At 31.6% G+C, this 25,103-nt stretch carries 25 protein-coding genes; 7 read left to right on the forward strand and 18 right to left on the reverse strand.

Annotated elements, in window-relative coordinates:
• Positions 1-3 precede the first annotated feature (3 nt).
• The 3 genes from METVU_RS03385 (at position 4) to METVU_RS03400 (ending at position 1,802) form a co-directional block, all read left to right on the forward strand.
• Positions 4-453: a hypothetical protein gene (locus METVU_RS03385; protein WP_015732769.1), complete on the forward strand. Its 450-nt coding sequence runs from the start codon at positions 4-6 to the stop codon at positions 451-453.
• A gap of 751 nt (positions 454-1,204) precedes the next feature.
• Positions 1,205-1,423, forward strand: a complete 219-nt coding sequence (locus tag METVU_RS03395) for a hypothetical protein (protein ID WP_015732770.1) — start codon at positions 1,205-1,207, stop codon at positions 1,421-1,423.
• A 4-nt stretch (positions 1,424-1,427) separates the two neighbouring features.
• On the forward strand, positions 1,428-1,802 hold the full coding sequence (locus tag METVU_RS03400; protein ID WP_015732771.1) for a DUF4870 domain-containing protein: 375 nt from the start codon (positions 1,428-1,430) through the stop codon (positions 1,800-1,802).
• Positions 1,803-1,941: 139 nt separating this feature from the next.
• Here METVU_RS03400 and METVU_RS03405 read toward each other — a convergent pair whose 3' ends face one another.
• From METVU_RS03405 to pyrF, 8 genes are all read right to left on the reverse strand, one after another.
• The gene (locus METVU_RS03405; RefSeq protein ID WP_015732772.1) at positions 1,942-3,042 is read right to left on the reverse strand and encodes a 2-oxoacid:acceptor oxidoreductase subunit alpha; all 1,101 of its coding nucleotides are present in this window, start codon (positions 3,040-3,042) and stop codon (positions 1,942-1,944) included.
• Positions 3,043-3,227: 185 nt separating this feature from the next.
• Positions 3,228-5,138: a Glu-tRNA(Gln) amidotransferase subunit GatE gene (gene gatE / locus METVU_RS03410; RefSeq protein WP_015732773.1), complete on the reverse strand. Its 1,911-nt coding sequence runs from the start codon at positions 5,136-5,138 to the stop codon at positions 3,228-3,230.
• A 13-nt stretch (positions 5,139-5,151) separates the two neighbouring features.
• The gene (locus METVU_RS03415; RefSeq protein WP_015732774.1) at positions 5,152-5,862 is read right to left on the reverse strand and encodes a hypothetical protein; all 711 of its coding nucleotides are present in this window, start codon (positions 5,860-5,862) and stop codon (positions 5,152-5,154) included.
• Positions 5,838-7,241: an AAA family ATPase gene (locus tag METVU_RS03420; protein WP_015732775.1), complete on the reverse strand. Its 1,404-nt coding sequence runs from the start codon at positions 7,239-7,241 to the stop codon at positions 5,838-5,840. The genes METVU_RS03415 and METVU_RS03420 overlap by 25 nt, the downstream gene beginning before the upstream one ends.
• A gap of 170 nt (positions 7,242-7,411) precedes the next feature.
• Positions 7,412-8,674 carry a Glu-tRNA(Gln) amidotransferase subunit GatD gene (gatD, locus tag METVU_RS03425; protein WP_015732776.1) on the reverse strand — a complete coding sequence of 421 codons (1,263 nt, stop codon included), beginning with the start codon at positions 8,672-8,674 and terminating at the stop codon, positions 7,412-7,414.
• Between the two features lie 272 nt (positions 8,675-8,946).
• Entirely contained in the window at positions 8,947-9,588 is a 642-nt protein-coding gene (radB, locus tag METVU_RS03430) for a DNA repair and recombination protein RadB (RefSeq protein ID WP_015732777.1), read from the reverse strand.
• A gap of 18 nt (positions 9,589-9,606) precedes the next feature.
• Positions 9,607-10,083, reverse strand: coding sequence for a coenzyme F420-reducing hydrogenase, FrhD protein (gene frhD, locus METVU_RS03435; protein WP_015732778.1), 477 nt, complete (start codon positions 10,081-10,083; stop codon positions 9,607-9,609).
• Between the two features lie 81 nt (positions 10,084-10,164).
• Complete coding sequence (gene pyrF, locus METVU_RS03440; protein WP_015732779.1) at positions 10,165-10,809, reverse strand: orotidine-5'-phosphate decarboxylase; 645 nt, start codon at positions 10,807-10,809, stop codon at positions 10,165-10,167.
• A gap of 266 nt (positions 10,810-11,075) precedes the next feature.
• On the opposite strand from pyrF, the gene METVU_RS03445 reads away from it, so the two are divergent.
• Entirely contained in the window at positions 11,076-11,519 is a 444-nt protein-coding gene (locus tag METVU_RS03445; RefSeq protein ID WP_015732780.1) for a 4Fe-4S dicluster domain-containing protein, read from the forward strand.
• A 112-nt stretch (positions 11,520-11,631) separates the two neighbouring features.
• On the opposite strand, the gene METVU_RS03450 is transcribed toward METVU_RS03445, so the two are convergent.
• The 4 genes from METVU_RS03450 to METVU_RS03465 all read right to left on the reverse strand — a co-directional run bounded on the left by METVU_RS03450 (position 11,632) and on the right by METVU_RS03465 (position 15,410).
• Positions 11,632-12,417: an adenosylcobinamide amidohydrolase gene (locus METVU_RS03450; protein WP_015732781.1), complete on the reverse strand. Its 786-nt coding sequence runs from the start codon at positions 12,415-12,417 to the stop codon at positions 11,632-11,634.
• Between the two features lie 4 nt (positions 12,418-12,421).
• Positions 12,422-13,177 (reverse strand): sugar phosphate isomerase/epimerase family protein, encoded by a 756-nt coding sequence (locus METVU_RS03455; protein WP_015732782.1) that lies wholly within the window; start codon positions 13,175-13,177, stop codon positions 12,422-12,424.
• Positions 13,178-13,448: 271 nt separating this feature from the next.
• Complete coding sequence (locus tag METVU_RS03460) at positions 13,449-14,207, reverse strand: CheF family chemotaxis protein (protein ID WP_015732783.1); 759 nt, start codon at positions 14,205-14,207, stop codon at positions 13,449-13,451.
• A 225-nt stretch (positions 14,208-14,432) separates the two neighbouring features.
• Positions 14,433-15,410, reverse strand: a complete 978-nt coding sequence (locus METVU_RS03465) for a cobalamin biosynthesis protein (protein ID WP_015732784.1) — start codon at positions 15,408-15,410, stop codon at positions 14,433-14,435.
• 142 nt (positions 15,411-15,552) lie between these two features.
• Between METVU_RS03465 and METVU_RS03470 the strand changes: the two genes are divergently transcribed.
• From METVU_RS03470 to METVU_RS03480, 3 genes are all read left to right on the forward strand, one after another.
• On the forward strand, positions 15,553-15,792 hold the full coding sequence (locus METVU_RS03470) for a pro-sigmaK processing inhibitor BofA family protein (RefSeq protein ID WP_015732785.1): 240 nt from the start codon (positions 15,553-15,555) through the stop codon (positions 15,790-15,792).
• A 37-nt stretch (positions 15,793-15,829) separates the two neighbouring features.
• Positions 15,830-16,474, forward strand: coding sequence for an FmdE family protein (locus METVU_RS03475; protein WP_015732786.1), 645 nt, complete (start codon positions 15,830-15,832; stop codon positions 16,472-16,474).
• A gap of 274 nt (positions 16,475-16,748) precedes the next feature.
• Entirely contained in the window at positions 16,749-17,480 is a 732-nt protein-coding gene (locus METVU_RS03480) for an acyl-CoA dehydratase activase (protein WP_015732787.1), read from the forward strand.
• Positions 17,481-17,594: 114 nt separating this feature from the next.
• Here METVU_RS03480 and METVU_RS03485 read toward each other — a convergent pair whose 3' ends face one another.
• From METVU_RS03485 to vhuB, 6 genes are all read right to left on the reverse strand, one after another.
• Entirely contained in the window at positions 17,595-18,734 is a 1,140-nt protein-coding gene (locus METVU_RS03485; protein ID WP_015732788.1) for a Coenzyme F420 hydrogenase/dehydrogenase, beta subunit C-terminal domain, read from the reverse strand.
• 10 nt (positions 18,735-18,744) lie between these two features.
• Entirely contained in the window at positions 18,745-19,878 is a 1,134-nt protein-coding gene (locus tag METVU_RS03490) for a molybdopterin oxidoreductase family protein (RefSeq protein ID WP_048196765.1), read from the reverse strand.
• A complete protein-coding gene (locus METVU_RS03495; protein ID WP_048196767.1) occupies positions 19,878-20,246 on the reverse strand; it encodes a hypothetical protein in 369 nt (122 codons plus the stop codon). The genes METVU_RS03490 and METVU_RS03495 overlap by 1 nt, the downstream gene beginning before the upstream one ends.
• Positions 20,247-20,402: 156 nt before the next feature.
• Positions 20,403-21,707, reverse strand: a complete 1,305-nt coding sequence (locus METVU_RS03500) for a formylmethanofuran dehydrogenase subunit B (protein WP_048196769.1) — start codon at positions 21,705-21,707, stop codon at positions 20,403-20,405.
• Positions 21,708-21,845: 138 nt separating this feature from the next.
• On the reverse strand, positions 21,846-23,810 hold the full coding sequence (locus tag METVU_RS03505; RefSeq protein ID WP_015732792.1) for a CoB--CoM heterodisulfide reductase iron-sulfur subunit A family protein: 1,965 nt from the start codon (positions 23,808-23,810) through the stop codon (positions 21,846-21,848).
• Positions 23,811-23,926: 116 nt separating this feature from the next.
• Positions 23,927-25,102 (reverse strand): F420-non-reducing hydrogenase associated-polyferredoxin VhuB, encoded by a 1,176-nt coding sequence (vhuB, locus tag METVU_RS03510; protein WP_015732793.1) that lies wholly within the window; start codon positions 25,100-25,102, stop codon positions 23,927-23,929.
• Position 25,103: the final 1 nt, after the last annotated feature.

Raw genomic sequence — 25,103 nt, forward strand, 5'->3', positions numbered from 1 at the left:
ATAATGAATAAAAAATCATTAAAATTACTTAGAAATGTTGGGATTTTTACAATAATTGGAATGATTTTTGGAGCTTTATTTGGGTATTTTTGTATGGTTTATTATTTATTGTTCATAGATCCTTATTTAAAAATACCTAATAAATTTTATCCATTAAAATCATCTACTTTATTTTTATTTATATTTTTAATGATTTTTTTATTTGGTTTCTTTGGAGCATGCTTAGATGGTAATCCAAAAACTATCAAAGAATTTAAAATATCCACCATTTCCATAATTGTCGGAATATTTATATATTCCATAATATTGTTAATTATTATATTAGTAAGTGGGGATGCACTATCTACATATATATCATATAAAAATCAAGGCGTATTATGGATAGGAGGGATAATTGTAATCCTTTGCAGTTATTTCCTTATCAAAAAATATTTATTTAAAGTATCTTGGTGAAATAATGTCCAATCCTCTAATTAAAAAAATTTTCATAGTAATTTTTCCATTTATAATTTATTCTTTCTTAAATTTAATATTTTCCGTTAAAAATTTTGAATTAAATTATGAAATAGGTTCATTGTTTTTAGTTTGGTATTTGGGATATATTGTTTTAATTTTTGATGATAATTTTAAAATAAAGTTGAAAAATTTAATGAGTTTGTTTCTATATTCCTTGTTTGTAATATCTTGGATTATCCTTTCATTAATAATGCATCAGAATCCTGTATATGGATTTTTTGGAGAGTTCATAAATTATTGGTTATTCTTAACTATAATAATGATTTTAGCTTATTTCACTGTTTGGAGGGATAAAGAGAATGAAAATAATGCCCTTAAATTTGGATTGTTATTTTCAATTGTTTATTTGTTCATTCTTATACTCTTAAATTTAAATAACATATATATTTGCAATTGGAGGAATTTTATTAATACTATTAATTAAATTTTTGCGGTGATAATATGAATCAAAATGAAATCAAACAATATAAAATAAAAAAATTAAAAAATAGAAGATTAGGTTTATTAATTGGGGCTTTTATTTGGTTTTTTTATTTTAGTATTAAACGCTATTATTGGTTCTATGATTTCTTCAACAATTAATAGTTCAATTACTTATGCAATTGGTTATCTATGTTATGTTATTATCATACTTTTATTTTCAACATGTATATTAATTGGGATTTATTTTTTTAATAGGGATAGTTTAATGGTAAAGAAATTGTTAAAAATAGATGTTATTTGGCTATTTACAGGAATTATATTGGCAATTATTGAAGTTACATTAAATCAAAACTATCATGCATATAATGAATACTTGCCTTGGGAGATTTATATGCTTAGATTGATGATTATATATATGCTTATAGATAAAATAGCCGATGATAATGAAAAGATATTTGAATGGAAATTTAAAAGTAAATGGTGAAAAAATGGATACAAAAGCAGAAAATATTGTTGCTTCATTATCTTACCTCTCAACGTTTATTTTATTGTTTGTAGTGCCGTTGTTGTTTTTAATTATATTTAATAAAAATGGATTCATTAAATTTCATTCTTTACAGGCCTTATTATTGGTTGTAATCTATTTACTGGTTGGAACCGGAATTGCCACAATATATCTTTACTTTGGATTATATCTCATGTATTCCACGCCACCACTGCTTGATAATGCATTTTATTGCTTTTTAATAGTTTGGCTTATTGTATATGTTATATTGTGCATTGTCGGAGCTTACAAAGCATCTGGTGGAGAAAAATTTAAACTGCCAATAATTGGAAATATTGCTGGGAGGATGATAACATGAATTTTGAGGATGAAAATGACTTATTTAAGAAAGCACTGGAAGAAATATATCTCTAAAAAAATAGTTAATTACATGGGAGTCGATGAATCAAACAACCTATAACAGAGTTTATGAATGGATTAAAAAAACTTAAAAACATCTATTGGCCTAAAACTGCCATTTCTAATTCTTCGGGTCTGTGTAGTTCTCCTCCAATCTTATCTACCAAAATAACCTCAGATCTTTTACAAACTCTTTCAACTTCATAGTATATCTGTCCTAAATTCATTTCTGGAACAACGACTTTATCTGCTTTAATCTTTTTTAGAAGTTCATCAGGGAATGGATAAACAGTTATTAATCTTATGTATCCAACATCCAAGCCCTTTTCTCTTAAATTTCTAACTGCATGTTTTACAGTTCTTGAAGGAGATCCATAACATACAAACATTATTTCCGCATCCAAGTTCTCTCCTTCCCATCTAATAATATTTTCCTTATTTTTTCTTATCTTATTAACTATTCTTCTAACTAACTTGTTGTGTGTTTGAGCGGAAACATCAGGATAGCCCTTTTCATCATGAGTTAATCCAGTTATGTGGACATTATATCCTTCTCCAAAAACAGGCATTTCGGGAATTAACTTGTCGAAAGGATATGGCTTTTTACATGGCTTTTCATTTGGTGTTTTTCTATTAACAACTTCAATGTTATCGTGTAATATGACTTTCTCTCTCATATGTCCGACGATCTCATCTGCCATCACAAAAACTGGAATTCTATACTGCTCAGCATAATTAAATGCCATTATTGTAAAATCATACATCTCTTGAACTGAACTTGGAGATAATGCAATAACTTCATAATCCCCATGACTTCCCCATCTACACTGCATCATATCTCCCTGACTCGCGGAGGTTGGTTGTCCAGTTGAAGGACCCCCTCTTTGAATATCAACAATAACGCAGGGGGTTTCAGTCATATATGCGAATCCGATATTTTCCTGCATTAAACTAAATCCTGGGCCTGAGGTTGCGGTCATTGCTTTTAAACCACCCCAACTTGCCCCAATAACCGCAGCAATACTTCCTAACTCATCCTCCATTTGTATGTAATATCCGCCAACTTTTGGTAGTTCTCTTGACATTGCCTCCGCTATTTCAGTAGATGGAGTTATAGGATAGCCAGCAAAAAATCTACATCCTGCTTTTATTGCTCCTTTTGCACATGCCTGATTTCCCTGGATAAAGTCCACTTTCATAATCTTATCACCTTTTTTCACGTTTAGTTATTATTGTTTTTTGATTTGGTTATTTTTAGTATTGATTTTTTATCTGGTTTAATATTTTGCATAACACATGATCTCTTAAAGGACTAAAAATTATATATTTAGGTGGATAAAAATACTCTATCCATTTATCCCTATAACCTCAAATATTCATTAGTTTAATTACTAATTTCTTTTAATTTTTTTCTTAAAATTTCATTAACTAACTTTCCATCTGCCTTTCCTCTTAATTTTGCCATACATCTACCCATTAAAAATCCATAGGCCTTTTCTCCTTTTTCTTTAACCACATTTAAATGTTCTTTAATTATATCTTCAATGATCTTTTCGACTTCTTCTTTTGATAAACCCTTCAATCCTTTAATCTCTAATATCTCATCTATACTTTTATCTGGAAACTCACAAAAGCCCTTTAAGACCTCAACAATTCCCTCTTTTGCTAATTTTCCTTCAGATAATGCTTTAAAGGTTTCTTCTAAATGTTTGTCCTTCAATTTGTCAATATCATAACCCTCTCTTTTTATTTCCTTCAATGTTCCTTCCAACGTTGTAGCAATTAAGATCGGCTTAATGTTCTTAAATTTCTTGCAGAGTTCTTCAAATAAATCAACATAATAACTCAAAACCATTTTTCTTGCTAATTCATCATTTAATTTATACTCCTTCTTAAACCTCTCAAACTTCTCTTCTGGAAGTTCTGGCAGATTATTTTTAATTTCTTCAATAAACTCCTTCTTTATGGTTATTGGAGGAATATCTGTCTCTGGATACATTCTTGCAGCTCCGGGCAGAGGTCTTAAATAGGCAGTGTTTCCATCCTCTAACGCTTTCCTTGTTTCCTCTGGAACTCCTACTAATGCCTCCTTAGCCCTCTCTATAACTGCCTCTAATGCTTTATCTACCTTACTCTCTTCATCTGCAACGATAATTACAGCATCATTTTCCTCTGCATTAACAAACTCTCTAAGTTTTTTAACATCCTCCTCTGTAATGCCATATTTTGGCAACTCATCAGTGTGGAAAAGCCCTCCAACACCAGCTATAACTTTGGCTCTATCTGAAAACTCTGTTCCCAATCTTCTTCCTGGTTGGATCTCTCTTCCAACTAAACCAGCAAAGCCCTTTAATAAAACTGCTTTAACTTTTCCATTCTTTTTCTTTAAAGCATTTTGTATGATTTTTGATTTGCAGTCCTTAAATATCTCGCTGACATCAAATATTTTCTCAATAACCTCAGCATTTCTCTTTCTTAATTCATCTCTAATTTTTAATAAGTTTATCTGCCTTATAACTTCATTTTCAACAACTTTTTCAATTAAGTCCAAATTCTGAACTCCTTTAACTTCTATTCTTGCCCCATCTTTAATTGATATGTTTATATCTTGTCTTATTGTCCCTAAACCTCTCTTAACTTTTCCAGTAGCCCTTAATATCTCCCCAATCCTTCTCGCTGCCTCTTTTGCCATTTTTGGGGTTTTTATATCTGGAGCGGTTGAGACCTCGACTAACGGAATTCCTAATCTATCTAAATTATAAACAACTGCATCTCCTCTCTCCTCTATTTTTCTCGCAGCATCCTCCTCTAAACATAAGCTTGTTATTCCTACTTTTCCTTCAGATGTTTCTATAAACCCATCTCTTGCCAGATATATAGTTCTTTGAAATCCTGATGTGTTAGAGCCATCGATAACGATCTTTCTCATTGTATATGCAACATCAACAACCTTCATATTCATTAATAAAGCAACTTCTAACGCTATCTTTAATGCCTCTTCACTTGGTGGATGAGGGGGTTCTTCATCCAACTCAACTAAGCAAGTTGTGTCGTTATAAAATTGGTAGATGAATTTTTTCCCCTTCCTTGCTTCTATTAAAGCCGCTCTATCAACTTCTCCCATCTCACTTAATGAAGGTCTTAAAACTCTTATGATTTCTCCATCTGGCTCATCATCTCTTAAAATTGTAGGACAGTGGCAGAATAACTTTCTTTTTGTATTTAACTGTTGATGAATTTCTAATCCAACTTTTAAACCAACTTTTTCATAATCAATTTCATAATCAATCTTCATCTTATCACCATATTTAGATTTTTGAAAATAAATCTAACGTCCCAAATTCTTTTATATAATAATCATCTATTTCATTAAAAGACATTAAAAGACAATCAAAAACTATAGAATTGTTCAATATTCTATTAAACTCATTGGTAATTGCTTTTTTTATCTTGTCATATACCGATTTTTCATTAATTTTTAAATAATCCAACACCTCAAGAGATGCTAAAATGTCCTCTACACTACAAAATTCAATATCGACTAAAAGTATGAAATAGACCTTAATATTTTTCTGGAAGTTAATTATATCATTTCTTTTAATTCTGACTTCTTCATTTAGTTTATTTACATACTTACTCCTCATTAAAATTTGAATAAGCTGAATGCTATCAAATGCTTTTCCAAATAGATTAAAGTTATTAAATATCTCGTCAATATTCTTATCAATCTCCTTATCGGTTAAATTCTCATTTATCCTATGATTAATACTTTCTTTAAGCTTTTTTACTTCAATAAGATCGATTCTTTCATTTTCCTTAATTATTATTAGGGCATCAGATGATTGAAATTTTCCCAAATTGTGGTCATTACATATTTTTTCTTTTGCTTTATCGAAATCAATAATTTTTAATTTTGAGTTGCATTTTGATTCTATGGTATTCAATTCCACAATCTTAAAATATCCCAACGTAATTCCACAGAAATATATCTTCTTTAAGGTTTCTTTTGCATCCCCCATACTATCTCCCTAAGTGGTTGAGATAATGTTCTAAAGATTTTATTTATCTCTTCATCTACATTTCTGATTACAATATTATCATTCTCTTTCTCTGCTAAGTAGAACCTTGATATGTCAATAATCCCCTCTTCTATTGCAAAATATTTCAGTGCTTGAATCATATATGGGCTATGTGAGGAGACAATAACCGGAATTCCATATTTCGCCATTTTTACAAGAACATGGGCATATTTAACCTGCCATTTTGGATGTAAATGGACTTCTGGCTCATCAATGATTAATAGTATATTTTTATCCAAATAATCAGATTTTGCCAATAGTTGCAAAATCCCAAAAGATTTTATTCCACTTGCAATATTTACTGACCTAACTCTAATTTTTTCTTTATCCAATCCCTTGGAATATACGAAATCTTCGTAAGATTCTAAATAATCTACACTTCCCTCAATTATTGATGAAATTTCTTTGATAATTTTATATTTCATTTTGTTATTGTCTTCATCCAATAAACTTGGTTTATTTTCGAATTTTGCACTCTTCAATTTTGCAATTAAATCAAGTATATGAAATGGCATGGCATCTACTTTATAATCCCAAATATTCACCATGTCTAAAATCCTATGAATGTGTAAAATTGTAGGACTTTCAATATATACTACGTCATCGTAAAATATTCCAAACTCTATAACATTAGAATCCAATTTAAAATGTTTTATTTTATTTTTATGTAAGGATATGTCCATTATTTTTTCATGCCCTCCATATATTTTAATATATGATTTATCAGTATTCTTTTTTGACAATTCTCCATAAAATTCTGACTTTACAATCTTATTAAACGCTTTTTTTATCATTTCATCTTTTGTGAATTTTTTATTAATAATATTCTCAATTTCATTAAATATTTCAATAAATCTAAATTTATCATTTGAGTGGAGATTTAAACTCAAAATATTATCTTTTAAGCGATTGATAAAGGATTTTAAATCTTCATCATCATAAGTGCTATACTGTATATTATCTGACTTTATGTTTGCTTTGATTTTTTTTAAATAGTCGATACACTCATTAAACTCCCTTTTAAGTTTTAATATTTTATATCTATCGCTCTCATTAAGTTTTCTTTGATACTTACTATAAAAATAACTCATATGATATTTTATACTCATTAATGCTTTAATAATCTCTTTAATTTTATCCATTTCTCCAATTTCTAAATCCTTCTCATATCTCCCTATTGATTTTATTATTGAATATAATAATTTTCCAACAGTGCTTTTACCTCTATCATTTTCACCAGCTATAACGGTTAAACCTCCAAATTCAACTTTTGCATAATCAATAATTCCAATATTTTTTATTTCAATGGTGTATTGCATAATTATTACCTCCTAAATACCAGAGTTCTTTCAACATCCTCTTTCTTAAATCTTCCATATAATTTAATAACACTAATTTTTCTTTCAATTTCTTTTTTTATTTTTTAGTAATTTTTTCTATATATCTCAAATATATTCTAAATCCTCATCTGAAATATCAATTTTTATAATTAATATGCATCAAATCTACTTCTATATTCAATCTCCCCAACCAAATCCTTATTAATTAGTTTTTTAACCTCTTCCACATCATAATTTCCTAAAAGATACATCAACTTAACCAATGCAACTTCTGGGGGCATATCTTCACAACCAATAACTCCTATTTTCTGCAATTCCCTACCGTTTGAATAGACGTTCATATTTACTCTTCCATTGATTGTTTGGGTAGTCATTACAACTATTACTCCTTTATCAATTGCATACTTTATATCCTCAAATATATACTCTGGAGCATGCCCCAAACCAGTTCCCTCTAAAACAATTCCTTTATAGCCGTTATCAACATAGTATTTTATAATCTCTCCATCCATCCCGGGGTAAATTTTTATTAGGGCTACTTTTTCCTCTAAGTTTGTGTTTATCTCAACTTTTCTGCTATTATCTGATTTTTCAACCTCTTGCAAGTAAATAACTTCTTTTGTAAATGGATTTATCTTAGCCACTGGAATATTATTTATTGATTTAAATGCATCTCTTCTTGATGAATGGCATTTCCTAACCTTAACTCCTTTATGTAGATAGCAGAATGTATCTCCACTCTCTCCATGCATAACTACATAAACTCCTATAATCGGCTCTCTCGCAGCCAAAACAGCACTTATTAAATTGAGGGCGGCATCTGATGAGGGTCTATCGCTACTTCTCTGAGCTCCAACCAAGATTATCGGAACATCTGCCTTAACCATAAATGAGAGTGCTGAGGCGGTATATCCCATAGTGTCTGTTCCGTGGGCTATAACAACACCATCAGCTCCCTCTTCTACCTCTTTTTTTATCTCTTCAGCAATCTTTTTCCAATACTCTGGTTTCATATTTTCGCTTAGTATGTTCATTATTGCTCTTCCTTTTATGTTGGCAATGTCCAAAAGTTCTGGAACAGCCCTAATTAAATCATCTGCTGTGAAAGAGGGATGAACTGCTCCTGTCTTATAATCAACTTTTGAAGCAACAGTTCCTCCGGTTGATAGGATAGAGATCGTTTTTAATTTTTCATTCTTTTTAATGTTTAATGGTGGAAGTTCATACTTTGGCTTTTCTCCTTTGGCAATGATTTCAATGTTTTTTATATTTTCTTTTAATATCCCCACGTTGTAGCCGTTGTCCATTTTTATTGTAATTATTTCTTCTTCTGTTGAAGGGAGTAGAATTCCTTTAAAAACACCTTTTTTGGTTTCTACTTTTATAATATCTCCGATATTTGCTTCTATCATTATTACCACCATTATAGATTTTAATATTTAGTTAATCCTATTTTTCGATTATTTTTAATTATTTTTGATATTGTTTGAATTTAATGTTTTTCAATGTTTTATGTTTTTTGTTGAATTTTTTTCTTTTTCTTAGGTTTATTGATGGTTTTATTTAATTGCATAGTTGTTCGGTTTCAGCTTTATTTTATTATTCTTATTCTGTTTTTGTTGAAGAAGTACTAAACATAAAAATATCTTAAAATATATAAAAAATATGAATAACAAAAAATAGGTTATTTAACTATCTCAATGCCCCTATTTACGATCTTAAATTCTAATTTTTCCTCTCCAGCATATAGATGTTTCTCTAAAATCGCAATTCTGGTTTTTTCGAGTTTTTCTAACCTTATTATACATTTACTCCAGTATTCTAATAATCTTCCACCTGATGCCTCAAATCCATTCACAGTTTCTTTAACTTGGTTTGTTATAATTACCGCTAAATTCTTTGTTTTTGCCAATTTTAATAATGTTTTAACTTGATTTCCAAGCATTTTATTAAGAAGTATGTTTTTATTTGCTTCGTCGCTTAGTTCTAACTTGTAAAGTGAGGTTATATTATCTACAACTATTAAATTCACATTATTCGCGATTAGAGGAATTTCTTTTTGAATTATATTATTCTGCTCATAAAAATCAAAGACATTGTATATGATCATATTTTCAAGAATGTTTTTGTAATTTTCAGGAGCCAGTTGTTTGATTCGCTCTATCGACATTCCTCCTTCAGTATCTAAGTATATAACTTTACCTCCTTGATTTATCGAGTTTATTGTATTAATTAAACAGATATTTGTCTTTCCAACGCCCGGAGGGCCATATATTTGTGTGATCATTCCTTTGTTTGCATTTCCAAGTAGTATATCTTTTAGCATTGAAGATCCCCTATTTCATCATTTTTTAATCTCTTCTAAGATCATGGCAATTGCTTTATCTACGGATTTTTCGACTTCTTTTGAAAGTCCGGGTTTTATATAGGGCATGGTGAAGTTTTTTCCCTGACATCCAATAACTACAACCTCTATTCCATTATCATGAAGATCTTTAAGAAATGGGGCAAGTGGGACGTTATGGGCATCGAAAGTGTATTTTTTGATATTCGGTAGTTCTTCAATTGGTATCTTTTTTACTGTTCCAGGTTTTAATCCAAAATCGATGGCATCCACTACTATAACCTTTTTTATATCCTCATCTACAAGTGTCATTAGATAGTAAGCTCCACTGGCTCCTGCATCTATCACTTCTACATTTTCAGGTAGGGAGAGTTTTTCCAATCTGCTAATAACTTCGCATCCAAAGCCATCATCCCCAAATAACAGATTTCCGCAACCTACTACAAGTATCTCTCTCTTATTCTTCTCACTTTTCATAGAAATCATCCCTTATGTTTTTATTTTTAATTTTTTAGTTATATTATTTTTATTTTTTGTAGTATATTGTTTTATTTTGCTTTAAATGTTTTTTATTTGTTCTTTAAATTTTTTTGCAGCATTTTTAGGATCTTCTGCTTGGTAAATTGCTCTTCCAACAATCACGTAGTCATCTTCTCCAAGTTCGTTTAAAATATCTTCTATTTTACCACCTTGAGCTCCAACGCCGGGGGTTATTATCGGCAAGTTTGCAATATTTTTTAATCTTTTTAGTCGTTGAGGTCTTGTTGATGGGACAACTATTGCATCCACTTCAAGTTTTTTGGCCATTTCTGCCAATTCCTCTGCTATGGGTTGTATAAACTTTAAAGCCCCTGGATGGCTCATTTCTGTAACCATTATTACCTTTTTATTAAGATTTTTAGCAACGTCTTTAACTGCTTTAACTGAATCTTCTCCTACAAAACCGTGAACTATTATCCCATCAGCGTATTTTAGAGTTATTTTAGCAATTTTTTCATTTGTTGAGGGAATATCTGCAACTTTAAAATCAGCTATAACTTCTTTATCACATATGTCTTTTATTTTCTTTATAACATCTAAACCGCACGCTAAAACCAGAGGATAGCCGATTTTCACTGCATCTATGTAGTCATTCACTTCTTCAATTATTTTTAATGCCTTATTCTCATCAAGGACATCGAGGGCAAGCATTAATTTAGCCATTTTATCTCCCTATTTATTTGTTTTTTCTTTTTATTTTTTATTTTTTTGTTTTCTTTATTTTTTTTGTATTTTTTGATCTGTCTTCACTGATCTTTTTAATTTACTGTCTATTTGATATGTTGCTATATTGTTTTTTTATTGCATTTAATTGTTATCTATTGCCATTAAAAATTTAAAAAATTTTAAATATACGTTTAAGATAACTTTAATATAACTTAAACTAAAATTTAAATTAAAATAGATTAAAACAGAGGGTAGTGAATATTATGTCCTTAGAAAAAAAGATAGAACTTTTAAAAAAGATACGTGAATTTTTGATTCTAAATTTGGAGATAAAAAAGTTGATGAAGGAGTTAGATGTTGATGAAGAAGTATATAATGCGTATGATAAGGTAGTAGATATATTAAGATCTCCAAATATAAAACTTTATAGGATGTATTATGATGCAGTAAAAGAGATGTTCTATGAAGAGTATGGAAAAAAGAGAAAGGAGATTGAGTGGTATCCAACAATCGACTATAAAAAATGTAAAAATTGTGGGAAGTGTATAAATTTCTGTCCGAGAGGAGTTTATGACATAGAAAATGATAAAGTTGTGGTAAAATATCCTTTTAGTTGTATAATTAACTGTAATGCCTGTGCTACAATGTGTTGTGAAAATAATGCAATTATCTTCCCTAATAAAAAAATTCCAGTTAAAGAATCTTAAATAAATCCAAATAAAAACTAAAAACCCAATAAAATAAATAAAATAAAAATAAATTAGAATTAAACAACAAATAGTTAAAAGAAAAACAAGGAAATGGTAAAAAATAAAAAATTTATAATTCAAGTTCATCCTGTTTTATTAGTGCTTCAATCACGCTTCTTTTAACTGCTTTTGCAATCATCTCCCCGATCTTTGTATGCCCTCCTGTGTAGCTTACTTTTTTTCCAAAACCTTTAACAACTATGGTATTATCAGTTCCCGTCCCCGTTGCTTGGAGTTCTGGATGTTTTGTGCTTCTTATATCCAATTCTTGAAAAGCATTTGTTTTTGCTTCTGTTATTGTGATTATTGCCCTTGCCATTGCTCCATCTGTTAAGTCAGCGTTGGTAATTAAGATAATATTAACTGTTCCAACTTCTTCTTTTGGAACTAACTTTCCATCAACAATTTTGTATGTTTTAAGGTCTTTTTCGATGTAATCTGCCTCTTCATCTCCCAATCTAACTGCGTTGTATTTCGCTCCTGCTGTTGTAAATGCAACAACATAAAACTCGTCAAATTCCTCTTTTGCCACTGCAAGGTTATCCATATCCGCTCCAGTGGATAACAAAGCAATATCTTCCTTTTTAATTCCTATTTTTTCTAATACCTGTTTTTCATAGTCCTTGTAGTTGTGAACTTTGTCCCAAAAGGGAACTGGTATTGAATGATTTCCGACATACTTAACTTCTTTAAACCCTTCTCTTGTAGATAACACTCTCCTCTTCTTTTCAAACTCTATCACAAGTGTCTTTGTATTTTCTACTTCTCCATCGATCTCTACGGTGTGGGGTATTTTGTAAGCAAACCAATCATCCATTTTTAAGACATCTTCCACAACTTTACCATTTTTTAGCATGTTATTACCCTAAAATATTTTTTAAATTTTTAATGCACTCATCTAAATCATTTATACTCTTTTTTTGCAGTTCTATCATTTTTATTGCCTTTAACTTTTTCAGTTCTTCGCTAAATTCATTAAAATTAATTTTTCCTTTCCCAATACATAAATGTTCGTCAAAATTTCCGTTGTTATCGTGTATATGTATATGAGCAATTTTATCCTTTAAATCTAAAAATTTTGAGATGTTTTTATTTAAAAAAGCGTGCCCTATGTCAAGTGTTATTTTTAACTCTTCTAAATTTTCGATTATCTTTTTATCGGGCTCTCTGAACATGAACATATCATAGGATGGCATATTTTCAATGGTTATCTGAACTCCAAAGTTTTCTTGTAGTTTATTTAATTCTTTCAAGCTTTTTATTAAAGAGACGAGTGATTTTTCGTAATCGTGCTTAAACACGCAATATCCAGGATGTAATACAACAACCTTTGCATCAACTTTTACAGCATACTCTAATATATCTTTAACATATTCCAAACTTGTATTTCTTATCTTTTCTCGATATGAAGATAGGTTTAAGTCGGTTATTGGGCAGTGTAGTGTATATGTTAAGTTATATGACATTGCAGTTTCTGCATTTCCATCTTCCATTATGTTTAAATTTCCATCACATACTAATTCAACATACTTAACCTTTTTTTCTAAGTGGTTTAACGCTTCAGATAGCGATTTTTCTGTATCTAAAAACAAACTTGAAGAAACACCGATTTTCATTCAGATCACCATTAGTTGTCGCTAAGGAAGCTTCGGGCTTTAGCTCGGAGAGGAATTCAGATGAAAACCTAACGGTTTTCATTATTCTCCTCGCTACGCTCGAAGATAGGGGAGGCGGGCGGAGATAAGGTTTATATATTCAAATTGGCTTATTATTTATCGAGGCGGTCTGATCCCGCCCAATGAGCTGAACCTGCCCGATGACTCCTCGGCGACGAGGATGAGAGGGTGTTCCCAGTGGGAACCTCCACCCTTTAGGGCGGAGAGGAGGTCAGCGATCTTGCAGGTAGCGTAATATCCCAACGTGTTGGCAGTTTAGTAAAGTTATCATGTATCTTAATAAAAATAACTTAACCTTTTTATCTTTTGTGCATAGATATGATAAAATTTTCCTCTTGTCTTTTATTTGAAGTATCTGCAAGACCGGCTTTATCTCTCCGTCTATTTCCATCTCCTCTATCTCAACGTCTTTTATATTGCAAAAAACCTCATATATTTTCTCTTCTCTACCTTTCTTTACTTTAACTGCTAATATTCTCTCTATTCTAACAACAAATTCTTCTTTTATTCTTTTCTCTATAAAGGTTAAATAACCATCTTCCCATGATTTAGTTTCATTATTTTTAACATCATAAAGGATTTTTGCCTCTTTCTCGTTAAGTAGGATGTAGAATAACTTCCTTAGAAAGTTATCTATTGGGGCTTTTCCATATATTGACGTTTCAGGAGCAAATCCAATAATCACTTCTCCATTACCTTCTATTTTAACAACTAAGGATGAGTGGTATTTAATATCCTCTAATGTAGCTTTTGCAATGTCAAGAACCTTTTTTGGTAATTCAACACCTACATCTATAATATCTTCGATCTTAACCTCAATCTTTTTATCCACAAATTCAAATATTACTTTGTCTGTGTATAGGATTATCTCTAATTTCTCCCATTTTATCATTGGTCTTTCCAATATCTTTGGAGTGATTAAAACCCCTTTTCCTGAAAATCTTCCAAATTCCCTGTTTTCTGGTTCCATAACCCCTCCCCCAACTAAGATTTTATGATAAAATTAAATTGAGTTTCTAATTTTTATTATTCTCTTTCTATTACCTTTTGAGAACTTTAACTTGTAATGTTAAATATACCGATTCATTTGAGGTTTCTCAAAATGTCCTTATTATATTAACTTAATGCCATAATTTAATAACTTTTCGATTTTTTTCTAAACATTATTCCACATTATTAAAATATTAAGCAAATATTAACCAGAATTTTCAACAGAAATCGCAACAGTAGTCCCATCTTTTTTAAATTTTCTTAAAATTAGATCTATATTGCCAATATCAACATTTGCAAGTTTTTTCACAGCTAAGATCGATACTGGCTCAGAGACCCCATAAACGCCCAAATGTTCAAAGACAAAATTAGATCGTTCAATATTCAGATCTTCTTTTTTATACAATTCGTTGATTTCATCCTTTTTAAAAATAAATAGTGGTTTTTTAAATTTTTTAACCGTTTCTACAATCCCTTTTTCCTCTTTTTTATCTTCAACGGTAGCAAATGCATCAACTCTCCATGTAGGAATTCCTCTTAAATAAAGTGCCTTTTTCACTGCCCAAAAAACTTTATATCTTTTAATCCCCTTTCTTGCTCCCAGCCCAACACATAATTTCAAAGGTTTTAATTTTATTGAATCATCTATTAAAACAAACTCCTCATCGTGATATTTAATCAAATATCCGGGAATATCTTTTATTTTCCAAGTATTTGGTAAGGTTAATGAAACGTCTTCCTCTAAAATTTTTTTATTTATTTTTAAAATATCTTTTCTTTTTGGTATTTCAAGAAATAACATTTTTGAAAGCTCATCTATCCCTATCTTTCCACTAACGTCAGTTGCAGTTGTATAAACTACTTTTCCATTTATCTCCTTTGCTATGAGTTTTGAAAAGTAATTTCCTCCTCCTAAATGATTGGATAGTATGGGAATAATTTCTTTTTTTTCATTACATACAATTACAAAGGGATCTTTGAATTTATCTTTTTTTATTTTGTCGATATATTTCCTTAAAACAATTCCCATTGCACATATAAAAATAAATCCTTCATCCTCTCTTTCTAAACTAAAATTTTTTATATTTATTGCCTTACATTCATATTGGTAGTATTTAAGAGCGTTTTCTATCTCGTTGGAAATTTTTTTCCCACTTTTTGTAATGTATATAATTTTTATCATTTTTGCCCCTCAATAAAGTTTTTATCTATGATGATCGTTAATTTAATATTAATTAATATTAACCAGATTAGTTAATAAAAGTTAATAAAATTAATATTATTAGCTCAATTTTATATAGCAAATAATTATTTGGGTGAGGTAAATGTGGCTGAGCCATTTGATCTTATTAATCTTGCTGATCGTGGTTGTGATTTTGATTTTAAAGCTAACATTTAAAATAATAAAATATTTAGCAGTAAATACAATCGTTGGTTTAATACTTATTGGCCTATTAAACTTTCTTGGAATAACGCATATTCAATTAAACTTGTTAAATTTGCTAATTATTGCAATTGGAGGTGTTGTTGGAGTTTTTTTCCTGATTTTACTATCATTTATTTAATTTTATTTATTAAGATATAAAAAATTGGTGAGAGATTATGATTAAAGATATTAAAAAATATGAGGAGTTTGAACAACTTAAAGATGTTGTAAAATTTCATGGGCATTTATGCTTTGGTATCGCACTTGGATACCGAGTTGCAAAATGTGCAAACAAGTATTTTAGGAGAGATATTGACGAGGATTTGGTAGCGATAGTTGGAAATAACTCTTGCAGTGTTGATGCAATACAGTTTCTTTTAGGTTGCACATTTGGAAAGGGAAATCTTATCCATAAGGATTATGGAAAGCATGTATATGTTTTTTATTCGAGAAATTATAAAAAAGCCCTTCGAATTTCAGTTAAAGGAGATTTATTTGAATATGTAAATTCGTTAGCTGAGGACTTTGAAAACTATAAGAAATCATTAAAGGAAGAGAATAAAAATGAAGAAGAAGTGAAAGAAAGATTAAAGCAATATTCGAAAGAATTAAGAGAAAAAATTATTGATAAGGTATTAAAAACCCCTGAGAAAGAATTACTGAATTTAGAGTGGATAGATATAAACCCACCAAAAAAAGCAAAAATATACAAGTCGATAAAATGTGAAGAATGTGGAGAGTATTTTATGGAGATAAAAGGAAGAGTTGCCAATGGAAAAATCGTTTGTAAAGAATGTTTTGAGAGATTGATTAACGAGTAGTTTGATGAGTTGTTTTAATTTTTTTATTTTTTTATTTAATTTTTATTTTTATTTTGTATCAATTCTGTATAAACATTTGTATATTTCAATATACTAATCCTGATATTGGCAATTAGAACATCTAATAACATACATACTCATTAAAATTTCTTAACAAAAAATTTAAATCCACATAGTTAGAATCTCTACCGTAGTATGGATTTTAAAATAATAATAGATCTTAATACCCAAGTATCCTCTGAAAATTAATACAAAAATAAAAACAGATGATAAAATGAAGTTGGGAATAGATGTTGGATCTACAACGACAAAAATGGTTTTAATGGAAGATAAAAAAATCGTTTGGTATAAAATAGAGAATATAGGAGTTGTAATAGATGAAAACACATTATTAGAAATGATTAATGAACTTGAAAACACATATCCAATAGAAAAGATCGTGGCTACTGGATACGGAAGGCATAAAATAAGCTTTGCAGATAACGTTGTTCCGGAAGTTATCGCTCTGGGAAAGGGGGCTAATTATTTTTTTAGTGAAGCAGATGGAGTTTTAGACATTGGAGGGCAAGATACAAAGGTTTTAAAAATTGGTAAAGATGGAAAAGTGTTGGATTTTATTTTATCAGATAAATGTGCTGCTGGAACTGGGAAATTTTTAGAAAAAGCAATAGATATATTAAACATCAATAGAAACGAGATTAACAAATATAAATCAGAAAATATCGCTAAAATTTCCTCAATGTGTGCTGTTTTTGCTGAAAGTGAGATTATAAGCTTGTTATCAAAAAAAGTTCCTAAGGAAGATATTCTAATGGGGGTCTATGATAGTATAGTAAATAGGGTAGTTCCGATGATCAACAAACTTAATGTCCAAAATCTTGTATTTAGTGGAGGAGTTGCAAAAAATAAAGTATTGACTGAAATGCTCGAAAAAAAACTAAATAAAAAACTTCTAATACCTGAAGAGCCACAGATTGTTTGTTGTGTTGGTGCTCTATTAAAATAATTGAAATAAAAAATAAATAAAAAATAATTATTAATTAAGATTTTTAGTTAAAATTAGGTGGTAAGATTAATGATAAAATTAACCAATATATAATATATAATATATTTTTTATAATTATTTTTCGAAATCAAAGAGAGGAGGAATCTTATCATCAACTCCCGGCACGTATCCAAAAACATCTCTAACTTTCAACTGCATTCTATGGAAGATATATGCAAGAGGAATATCCATGGGGCAGACATCTTCACACTGACCACAATTTATACAACTTTGAGAAACGTGGCTCAATCTAATTCCCTGAAACATAAGCGGATCTGGAGGGATTTTTCCTTTTTCATCAACATAATCCTTTTCCAATCTACAATCTTCACAGAAACAGAGTGGACAAATATCTCTACAACCATAGCATTTTATACATCTGTTCCAATATTTCTTCCACTCTTCCAAAGATGGAAAATTATCCTCTAAATGTATTTTCTGGAATTTTTTAGCCAACTTTATCATTGAATTTTCGATCTTTTCTCTTATCTTTATAGCTCTCTCGGAAGGTTCTTTAACTTCTATATAACCCTCTTTTTTAGCATTTTCAATCAACTCTTTTCCTCTCTCAGAGCAAATTTCAACAAATGTCCATCCCTCTTCAGCCCCCCAATTTCCACAAGCAATATCTGCCATTCTCGGAACCATAACTTCACATCTTTGACAACTTTTTCTCCTACCAAATCCTCTCTCCTCTAATTCATCTATCTTTATCGCTTTATGCTCTCCGTTTTTTAATTTAATTATAAACTTTCCCTTATCTATTTCTTCTTTAACCACATCAAAGGGATCTACTTTATAGAACAACTCTATCATCTTCATTGCAGTTATTGGGCTTATAGTCCCTCCACAGTTTAATCCCAGCATATAAATGTTGTTAAGATCGACTTGATTTAGTTTTGAAAGTTCTTTTAATGCCATAGCATCGCAGGGTTTCGTTGGAACTGCAATTTTCATATCTCTTAAATATTTGCTTATTAATTTTCCAAAGTTTACAGGAGAGCAGTGTAAAGAACCAGCAGTGTTAAGTAGTTCTTTTGAATCGGTTATAAGTTCTGGAACTCCATCATAAATATCTTCTCCTCTTTTTAACGCTAAAACACCGTCCACTATATTTTCTTCAAGAAGATACTTAAATAGGGAGGTTATTGCCCCTCCACATTCTGCTCTTTTTAAGATCTCTTTGTCAGTAGATCTAACCAATAAATATTTCACATTGATCACCTCAATTTAGATCTTTAAGATAGTTCATAACCTCTTTATGCAATTCATCGAATGATTCAAACCCTAAGTTGATATTTAGTTTTTCAGCCAGTTTTTTTATTATTTTCCAATCTTCTAATGCCTTATGTTGTGGATCAACTGCTTTTTTTATGTGTTGTATCTTTTTTTCAAAGTTTGTAAATGTTCCGTCTTTCTCAGCCCAGCATTTTGTTGGAAGAACAACATCTGCGAGATCTGCTGTTTCTGTGAATATAACATCTTGGACAACTAAAAAGTCAACGTCTTTTAAAATATTTTTATTAACAAGAGCAGGATTTTCTCCTACAATATATAAAAACTCTGAATCTTTTAATAAGTTGAAATATTCTTCTCTGTTTAATGCAGGAATGTTGAGAAGGGTTGCACCAACAGTGTTGCAGTGTTTAGCCACTGGCAAGATCTTGAAATTTTTAAATTTGTTATTCTTGAATTTGTCAGTGTCAATTGGTGCATTGATTATGATTAGATCATCTTTAAAATCGTTTAAGTCAATATCTGAATAATCATCAACTTTTATGAATTTGTCGGCATTTAGTTTTAAAATCTCCCTTTCTTCAGTATTAAAAATCGTTATCTTAGCCCCTTTATCTTTTGCTTTAATTACTTTCCTTCCGATTAACGCATGTTCGGAAAACACATCTCCAATAATCACAATATTCTTTGCATCTTCAATACCTCCACTGATCGAGATCTCTGCGTAATCAACTTTTGGAGAGTTGCATATGCAGTGTCCAATTTTAGCTTTTAATCCATCAGCCAGTTTTTTTAACGCATAGTTATCTTCATTAGTGCATTTCCCTGAAGCAATGAAGGTTATCTCATCCCCATTATATTTTTTTAAATGAGAGGCAATATAATTTAGCGCTTCTTCCCAGCTAACTTCAACAAAGGCACCATTTTTCTTAATTAATGGATTTTTTAATCTTTTTTCATGATTTATTATTTTGTAGCAAGTTCTACCATTAAGACAGTTTTTTCCTTCGTTTATTGGATGTCTTTTGTTAGGATAAACCCCCAAAACTTTATCGTCTTTAACTATAAGTCCAACTCCACAGCCGACACTGCAATTTGGACAAATTGTGTTAATTATTTTCATCATCTCACCGAATTTAAAATTTTTTGTTCCATTTTAGTGTCTAAATTACTTATTTCTTCCAACGATGTTGAGTAGGTTTTAGTTATCCCAAGGATCTCCATCATCACAGTTAAAATATGCTTAAACATCACTTTTAATATCTTATCAGAGAGATTAACGGGCTTTTCATATATTATCTCAACGTATCCTTCTGCTGTGAATAAGATCGGGAAATTTTTTATCTCTATTAAACAAAAATACTTGTAAAAGTTAACATCCACCATCTCACACTCAATATTCCAATCAATATTCATCTCAACTTTTTTATTTTTTGGATTATCCTCTGGTCTTACCAAGTTTATTTTTTTAACGCTAAGTTTCAACTCCATTCTACGCACCAAAAAAACTTTCCTACATTTAATATCACCTCCACTTTTCATATATAATATTTACTACTTAATCAAAATTATTATTACGATAATAATATAAAATTACAAAAAGTATTACCAAGATGTAAAAAATAAAAATTTTGGATAAATTATAAACTACATCTCCCTAATCTTCTTTATAATCCTCTCTAAAATCTCCCTATCTGGCAGAACTCCATCAGGAGGATCCATAATCTTTTTCAGATGAACTGGAACTCCATCCATCCTATAAGCGGTTCCATCCGTCTCAACCCCAGCAATTGCAGGAGGAAGGATTATATTTGAGATCTCAGCAGTTGCAGAGTTATGTGGCTCTATACAGATCAGCGGGATCTTTGCCATATAGTCAACTGCCTTCTGTGGGAAATGAGCCCCAGGATCAGATGCAATATTTAACATAACATCTGCCTCTCCTCTCATCAAAATATCGGTTATACTTGTATCTCCCGGGTTAAATCGTGGATAGCCCCTTGAAAAATCTACACATAAAGGAAATCCAGTAATCCATGTGCAAACTTGGTTAAATCCATTTACGTTGTAGTGTCCTCTCATTGGCATTAGTCCGAATTTTGTGTATGCGTTTAAATCAATAACCAACTGAATAGCGTTATCAATATTCCTATGCTTACATCCTGATTGAGTCATTCCCATTCCAAAAAATAACTCTCCAAATTGAGCATTTTTACAAACTTCTACTGCTTCGTATATTAAGTCAGCTGGAACGCCAGCAACTTTATCCACTTGCAATTCAAAGCCCTTTAATACAGCCCTCATTGCACTAACCAACTCATAATCCTTATGTGGCTCAACTTGTAAGTGAATATCAGCCAACTTTGCAGTATCTGTTTCCCTTGGATCAACAACAATCAAAGTCCTATCCTCTCTCCCCCTCTCTCTGAAAAATCCTCTCGCAAATATTGAATACCTACTCATATGCCTTGGGTGGGCATGCATTGGATTAGAACCCCAAAAGATAACAACATCAGCTCTATTTTTAACCTCTCCTAATGTGCAAATTGGATAACCAACATCTTGCAATGCCCAGACACTTGGTCCATGACAAACTTCTGCTGTATTACTTACAATTCCTCCTATAAGTTCCGCTAATTCGATACCACAAGCATGTGCATGGCATTCAGTTGCGGAGAATCCATATATTAATGGAAGAGTCGATTCAGCTAACAATCTTGCTGTCTCTTCTATTGCTGTATCGTAATCAACTTTTTTAAAATCATCTTTTTTATTTTCTCTCATCAATGGTTCTGTGTATCTAACAGCCCCTTCAAAATGCATAAATTTAGCGTTTCCAATCCTACACGCGTGTCTTGTTCCTACGATATGTCCATCATCATCCAAGATAATTACAATATCATCACATAAAGTTCCGCAGAATGGACAGACAACATTTTTTATCTCCTTCATTGTTTCACCTTTCATTTTCATTTGAGTAAATAACCCTAATCAATAAATTATCAATAAATTGGATAACTTGAAATTGGATATAAGGGAAAGAGATAATAAAACAAAGTAAGAAAATGAATTAAGATAGAAAGGGAAAAATTATGCAGGATCTTTAAATGCTCCCTCAATTTGCTTATAGAGTTGTATTGTTTTGAAGTGATTCTGCTCTAACGCACCACTTGGGCATCCAGCAACGCAAGTTCCACATCCTTTACATAATGCCGCAATGACATCACAAACCAACTTTCCGTCCTCTTCAATTAATCTCGGAGCTCCATAAGGACACTGCTTAACGCAAACCCCACAACCCCCACATATTTCTTTATTTACAGTTGCGACAATTGGTTCCACTTCAACTTCTCCCTTAGATAATGGAATAGCCGCTCTTGACGCTGCTGCGGAGCCCTGGGCTACGGATGCAGGAATATCTTTAGGACCTTGGCAAGCTCCTGCTAAATAAACACCATCTGTTGCTGTATCAACTGGCCTTAATTTTGGATGTGCCTCCATGAAAAACTGATCTGGTGTTCTTGAAATGCCTAAGATTCTCTGAATTTGATCTGCTGATTTTGTTGGAATCATTCCAACTGATAAAACAACTAAATCATATTCTTTTTCTATAATTTCTCCTAATAATGTGTCTTCTGCTCTAATAATAAGATTTTTTGTCTTTGGATCTTCTAATATCTCAGCAGGCCTTCCTCTTATGAATGTAATTCCATACTGCTTGGAACTTCTTTCATAGAACTCCTCATAACCTTTACTAAATGCCCTTATATCCATATAGTAGATGTCAATATCTGTCTCTGGAGCTTTTTCTTTAATTAATTGCGAGTTTTTCATGGCATACATACAGCAAACGTTAGAGCAATACCTATTCCCAACTTTTGCATCTCTTGAACCAACACATTGGATAAAAGCTATCCTTTTTGGTTTTTTTCCATCGCTCAATCTGATAACTTTTCCACCTGTTGGTCCTGAGGCGTTTATCATTCTTTCCAATTCAAGGGCAGTTATAACGTTATCATAAACTCCATAGCCGTACTCTTCTCTAACCGTTGGATCAAATGGATCGTATCCGATAGCACAGATTATCGTTCCAACTTCAACGTCAATAAACTCCGGTTTTTGATCGTAGTCGATCGCATTTGGACCGCAAACTTTGGCACATAAACCACAGTCAATACAGTGTTCTTTGTCTATTGTATATTTTGATGGAACTGCCTGTGGAAATGGTTTATATATTGCTTTTCTCATTCCCAAACCCATATCAAACTCGTTGGGGACTTCTATTGGGCAAACCTCAGCACACTGCCCACAACCGGTGCATTTTGTTTCATCAATATATCTCGGTTTTTTCATGATTTTGACTTTAAAGTTTCCAATGTATCCTTGGACATCTACAACTTCTGAGTAGGCATAGAGTTTAACATTTGGATGTTTTGCAACATCAACCATCTTAGGGGCTAATATACAGATAGAGCAGTCATTAGTTGGAAATGTTTTATCTAATTGAGCCATCCTTCCTCCGACGGAAGGGGATTTTTCGACCAATATTGTTTCAAATCCCATATCTCCTAAATCCAAAGCTGCCTGAATTCCTGCTACCCCTCCTCCTATAACCAAAGCCCTCTTTGTAACTCCTACCTTAATAAATTCTAACGGCTCCAATAATCTTGCCTTAGCAACAGCCATTCTAACTAAGTCCTTTGCCTTTTCTGTTGCCTTTTCTGGCTCGTGCATATGAACCCATGAGCAGTGCTCTCGTATATTTGCAAACTCGAATAAGAATGGGTTCAATCCTGCCTCTGCAACACATCTCCTAAATGTTGGCTCATGTAATCTTGGAGAGCACGCAGCAACAACAACTCTGTTTAAGTTATATTCCTTAATATCTCTTTTAATCATCTCTTGTCCGGGATCTGCACACATATATTTATAGTCCCTTGCAACTACAACATTTTTTAATGTTTTAGCAAATTCTGCCACTGCTTTACAATCTACAACTCCTCCGATATTAACTCCACAGTGGCACACATAAACACCGATCCTTGGTTCTTCCATAATATCACCTTTAATATACTAATTAGATTTTCTAATAAGGTAAGGTGTAAAATTTGAAGCAAAATTTTAACTTGAAAAAACACATCTATTTTTTCTTTATTTTTTCTTTTCTTTTTTTATTTTAGTTGGAGTATTTTTTTCTCTTTTTTTTCTTTTTCTGCTATGCTTAGGCAGAGTAGGCACATTACGCAGTATCCTTTTAGTGGTAGTTTGCCTCTTGATAGTCGTAGTGTTTTCATTGGGCAGACTTCTACGCATTTTCCACATTTATCACACAAGTATGGGCTGAATTCGATTCTGTTGTATTCTTTTCCGTTGTGTTCTATTTTACCAAGTTTTAGAGCTCCTGTTGGGCATGCGACGGTGCAAGCTCCGCAGACGATGCACATTCTTACTTCTCTTTTCTCTTCATCAACGATGATTGCTTCTGTTGGACAGACGGAGGCACATTTTTTCAATACGTCAAAGTCCTCTTCTACGATGACTAAACCCTCGTCAGTTATTGGGTGTGGGGAGCTTAGTTTAACCTCTAAATCTAAAGCATTAACTGGGCAGGTGTTAACGCAGAGTTTACAGGCGGGGCATGATTTTGGTGGCACTACGATCATGTTGTTTTCATCAACTTTGATCATATCTCCTGGGCAGATTTCGACGCATTTTAAGCAGTAAACGCATTTTTCTGCATCAACTTCGAATTTTTTAACCTCTTTCCTCCTTTTTTTAGGAATCTTTCCAGCCACGAAAATTGCATTCCACGGACACGTTTGAGCGCAAATACTACAATAAACACACTTACTCTTATCAATAACCGCCTTACCATCCTCTAACGTTATAGCTCCTACAGGACACTCAGGAACACAAACTCCACAACCCACACAATCATCAGTAACGACAATTGGTTCTTTTGGAGCTTTAACTTCCTTCTTCGGTTTATCAATCACTCCAGGTATTGAGATGATCTCTATTGGGCAGACGTCAATACACTTCTGACAAAGAACACAATGCCCCTTCGAGTAAGGGAAAGTATCATCAACCCTCTTTATACCAATAGGGCAAGCATTAGCACAAGCCCCACACTTTTCACACTTATGAGCCAAATAATTAACCCTCTTCAACTTCTTCCCATTAACCTCAATCTCTTCTTCCATCAAAGCCCCAGTCGGACAAACCATAACACACTCCATACACAAATCACAAACCCTAAAACTATCTATATCAATCGCCCCAGTAGGACACTCCGCCTGACAAGCATAACAAACCAAACAAACATCCCTCTGAATCACTATGCTCATA

Origin of the sequence: Methanocaldococcus vulcanius M7 (assembly GCF_000024625.1) — an archaeon.
GTDB lineage: Archaea > AGJL01 > Methanococci > Methanococcales > Methanocaldococcaceae > Methanocaldococcus > Methanocaldococcus vulcanius.

What these genes read in the sequence shown, in the direction of transcription:
- METVU_RS03385 (WP_015732769.1), top strand. Translation starts at nt 4, where the DNA reads ATGAATAAAAAATCATTAAAATTACTTAGAAATGTTGGGATTTTTACA.
- METVU_RS03395 (WP_015732770.1), top strand. Translation starts at nt 1,205, where the DNA reads ATGGTAAAGAAATTGTTAAAAATAGATGTTATTTGGCTATTTACAGGA.
- METVU_RS03400 (WP_015732771.1), top strand. Translation starts at nt 1,428, where the DNA reads ATGGATACAAAAGCAGAAAATATTGTTGCTTCATTATCTTACCTCTCA.
- METVU_RS03405 (WP_015732772.1), bottom strand. Translation starts at nt 3,042, where the DNA reads ATGAAAGTGGACTTTATCCAGGGAAATCAGGCATGTGCAAAAGGAGCA.
- gatE (WP_015732773.1), bottom strand. Translation starts at nt 5,138, where the DNA reads ATGAAGATTGATTATGAAATTGATTATGAAAAAGTTGGTTTAAAAGTT.
- METVU_RS03415 (WP_015732774.1), bottom strand. Translation starts at nt 5,862, where the DNA reads ATGGGGGATGCAAAAGAAACCTTAAAGAAGATATATTTCTGTGGAATT.
- METVU_RS03420 (WP_015732775.1), bottom strand. Translation starts at nt 7,241, where the DNA reads ATGCAATACACCATTGAAATAAAAAATATTGGAATTATTGATTATGCA.
- gatD (WP_015732776.1), bottom strand. Translation starts at nt 8,674, where the DNA reads ATGATAGAAGCAAATATCGGAGATATTATAAAAGTAGAAACCAAAAAA.
- radB (WP_015732777.1), bottom strand. Translation starts at nt 9,588, where the DNA reads ATGCTAAAAGATATACTACTTGGAAATGCAAACAAAGGAATGATCACA.
- frhD (WP_015732778.1), bottom strand. Translation starts at nt 10,083, where the DNA reads ATGAAAAGTGAGAAGAATAAGAGAGAGATACTTGTAGTAGGTTGCGGA.
- pyrF (WP_015732779.1), bottom strand. Translation starts at nt 10,809, where the DNA reads ATGGCTAAATTAATGCTTGCCCTCGATGTCCTTGATGAGAATAAGGCA.
- METVU_RS03445 (WP_015732780.1), top strand. Translation starts at nt 11,076, where the DNA reads ATGTCCTTAGAAAAAAAGATAGAACTTTTAAAAAAGATACGTGAATTT.
- METVU_RS03450 (WP_015732781.1), bottom strand. Translation starts at nt 12,417, where the DNA reads ATGCTAAAAAATGGTAAAGTTGTGGAAGATGTCTTAAAAATGGATGAT.
- METVU_RS03455 (WP_015732782.1), bottom strand. Translation starts at nt 13,177, where the DNA reads ATGAAAATCGGTGTTTCTTCAAGTTTGTTTTTAGATACAGAAAAATCG.
- METVU_RS03460 (WP_015732783.1), bottom strand. Translation starts at nt 14,207, where the DNA reads ATGGAACCAGAAAACAGGGAATTTGGAAGATTTTCAGGAAAAGGGGTT.
- METVU_RS03465 (WP_015732784.1), bottom strand. Translation starts at nt 15,410, where the DNA reads ATGATAAAAATTATATACATTACAAAAAGTGGGAAAAAAATTTCCAAC.
- METVU_RS03470 (WP_015732785.1), top strand. Translation starts at nt 15,553, where the DNA reads ATGTGGCTGAGCCATTTGATCTTATTAATCTTGCTGATCGTGGTTGTG.
- METVU_RS03475 (WP_015732786.1), top strand. Translation starts at nt 15,830, where the DNA reads ATGATTAAAGATATTAAAAAATATGAGGAGTTTGAACAACTTAAAGAT.
- METVU_RS03480 (WP_015732787.1), top strand. Translation starts at nt 16,749, where the DNA reads ATGAAGTTGGGAATAGATGTTGGATCTACAACGACAAAAATGGTTTTA.
- METVU_RS03490 (WP_048196765.1), bottom strand. Translation starts at nt 19,878, where the DNA reads ATGAAAATAATTAACACAATTTGTCCAAATTGCAGTGTCGGCTGTGGA.
- METVU_RS03495 (WP_048196767.1), bottom strand. Translation starts at nt 20,246, where the DNA reads ATGGAGTTGAAACTTAGCGTTAAAAAAATAAACTTGGTAAGACCAGAG.
- METVU_RS03500 (WP_048196769.1), bottom strand. Translation starts at nt 21,707, where the DNA reads ATGAAGGAGATAAAAAATGTTGTCTGTCCATTCTGCGGAACTTTATGT.
- METVU_RS03505 (WP_015732792.1), bottom strand. Translation starts at nt 23,810, where the DNA reads ATGGAAGAACCAAGGATCGGTGTTTATGTGTGCCACTGTGGAGTTAAT.
- vhuB (WP_015732793.1), bottom strand. Translation starts at nt 25,102, where the DNA reads ATGAGCATAGTGATTCAGAGGGATGTTTGTTTGGTTTGTTATGCTTGT.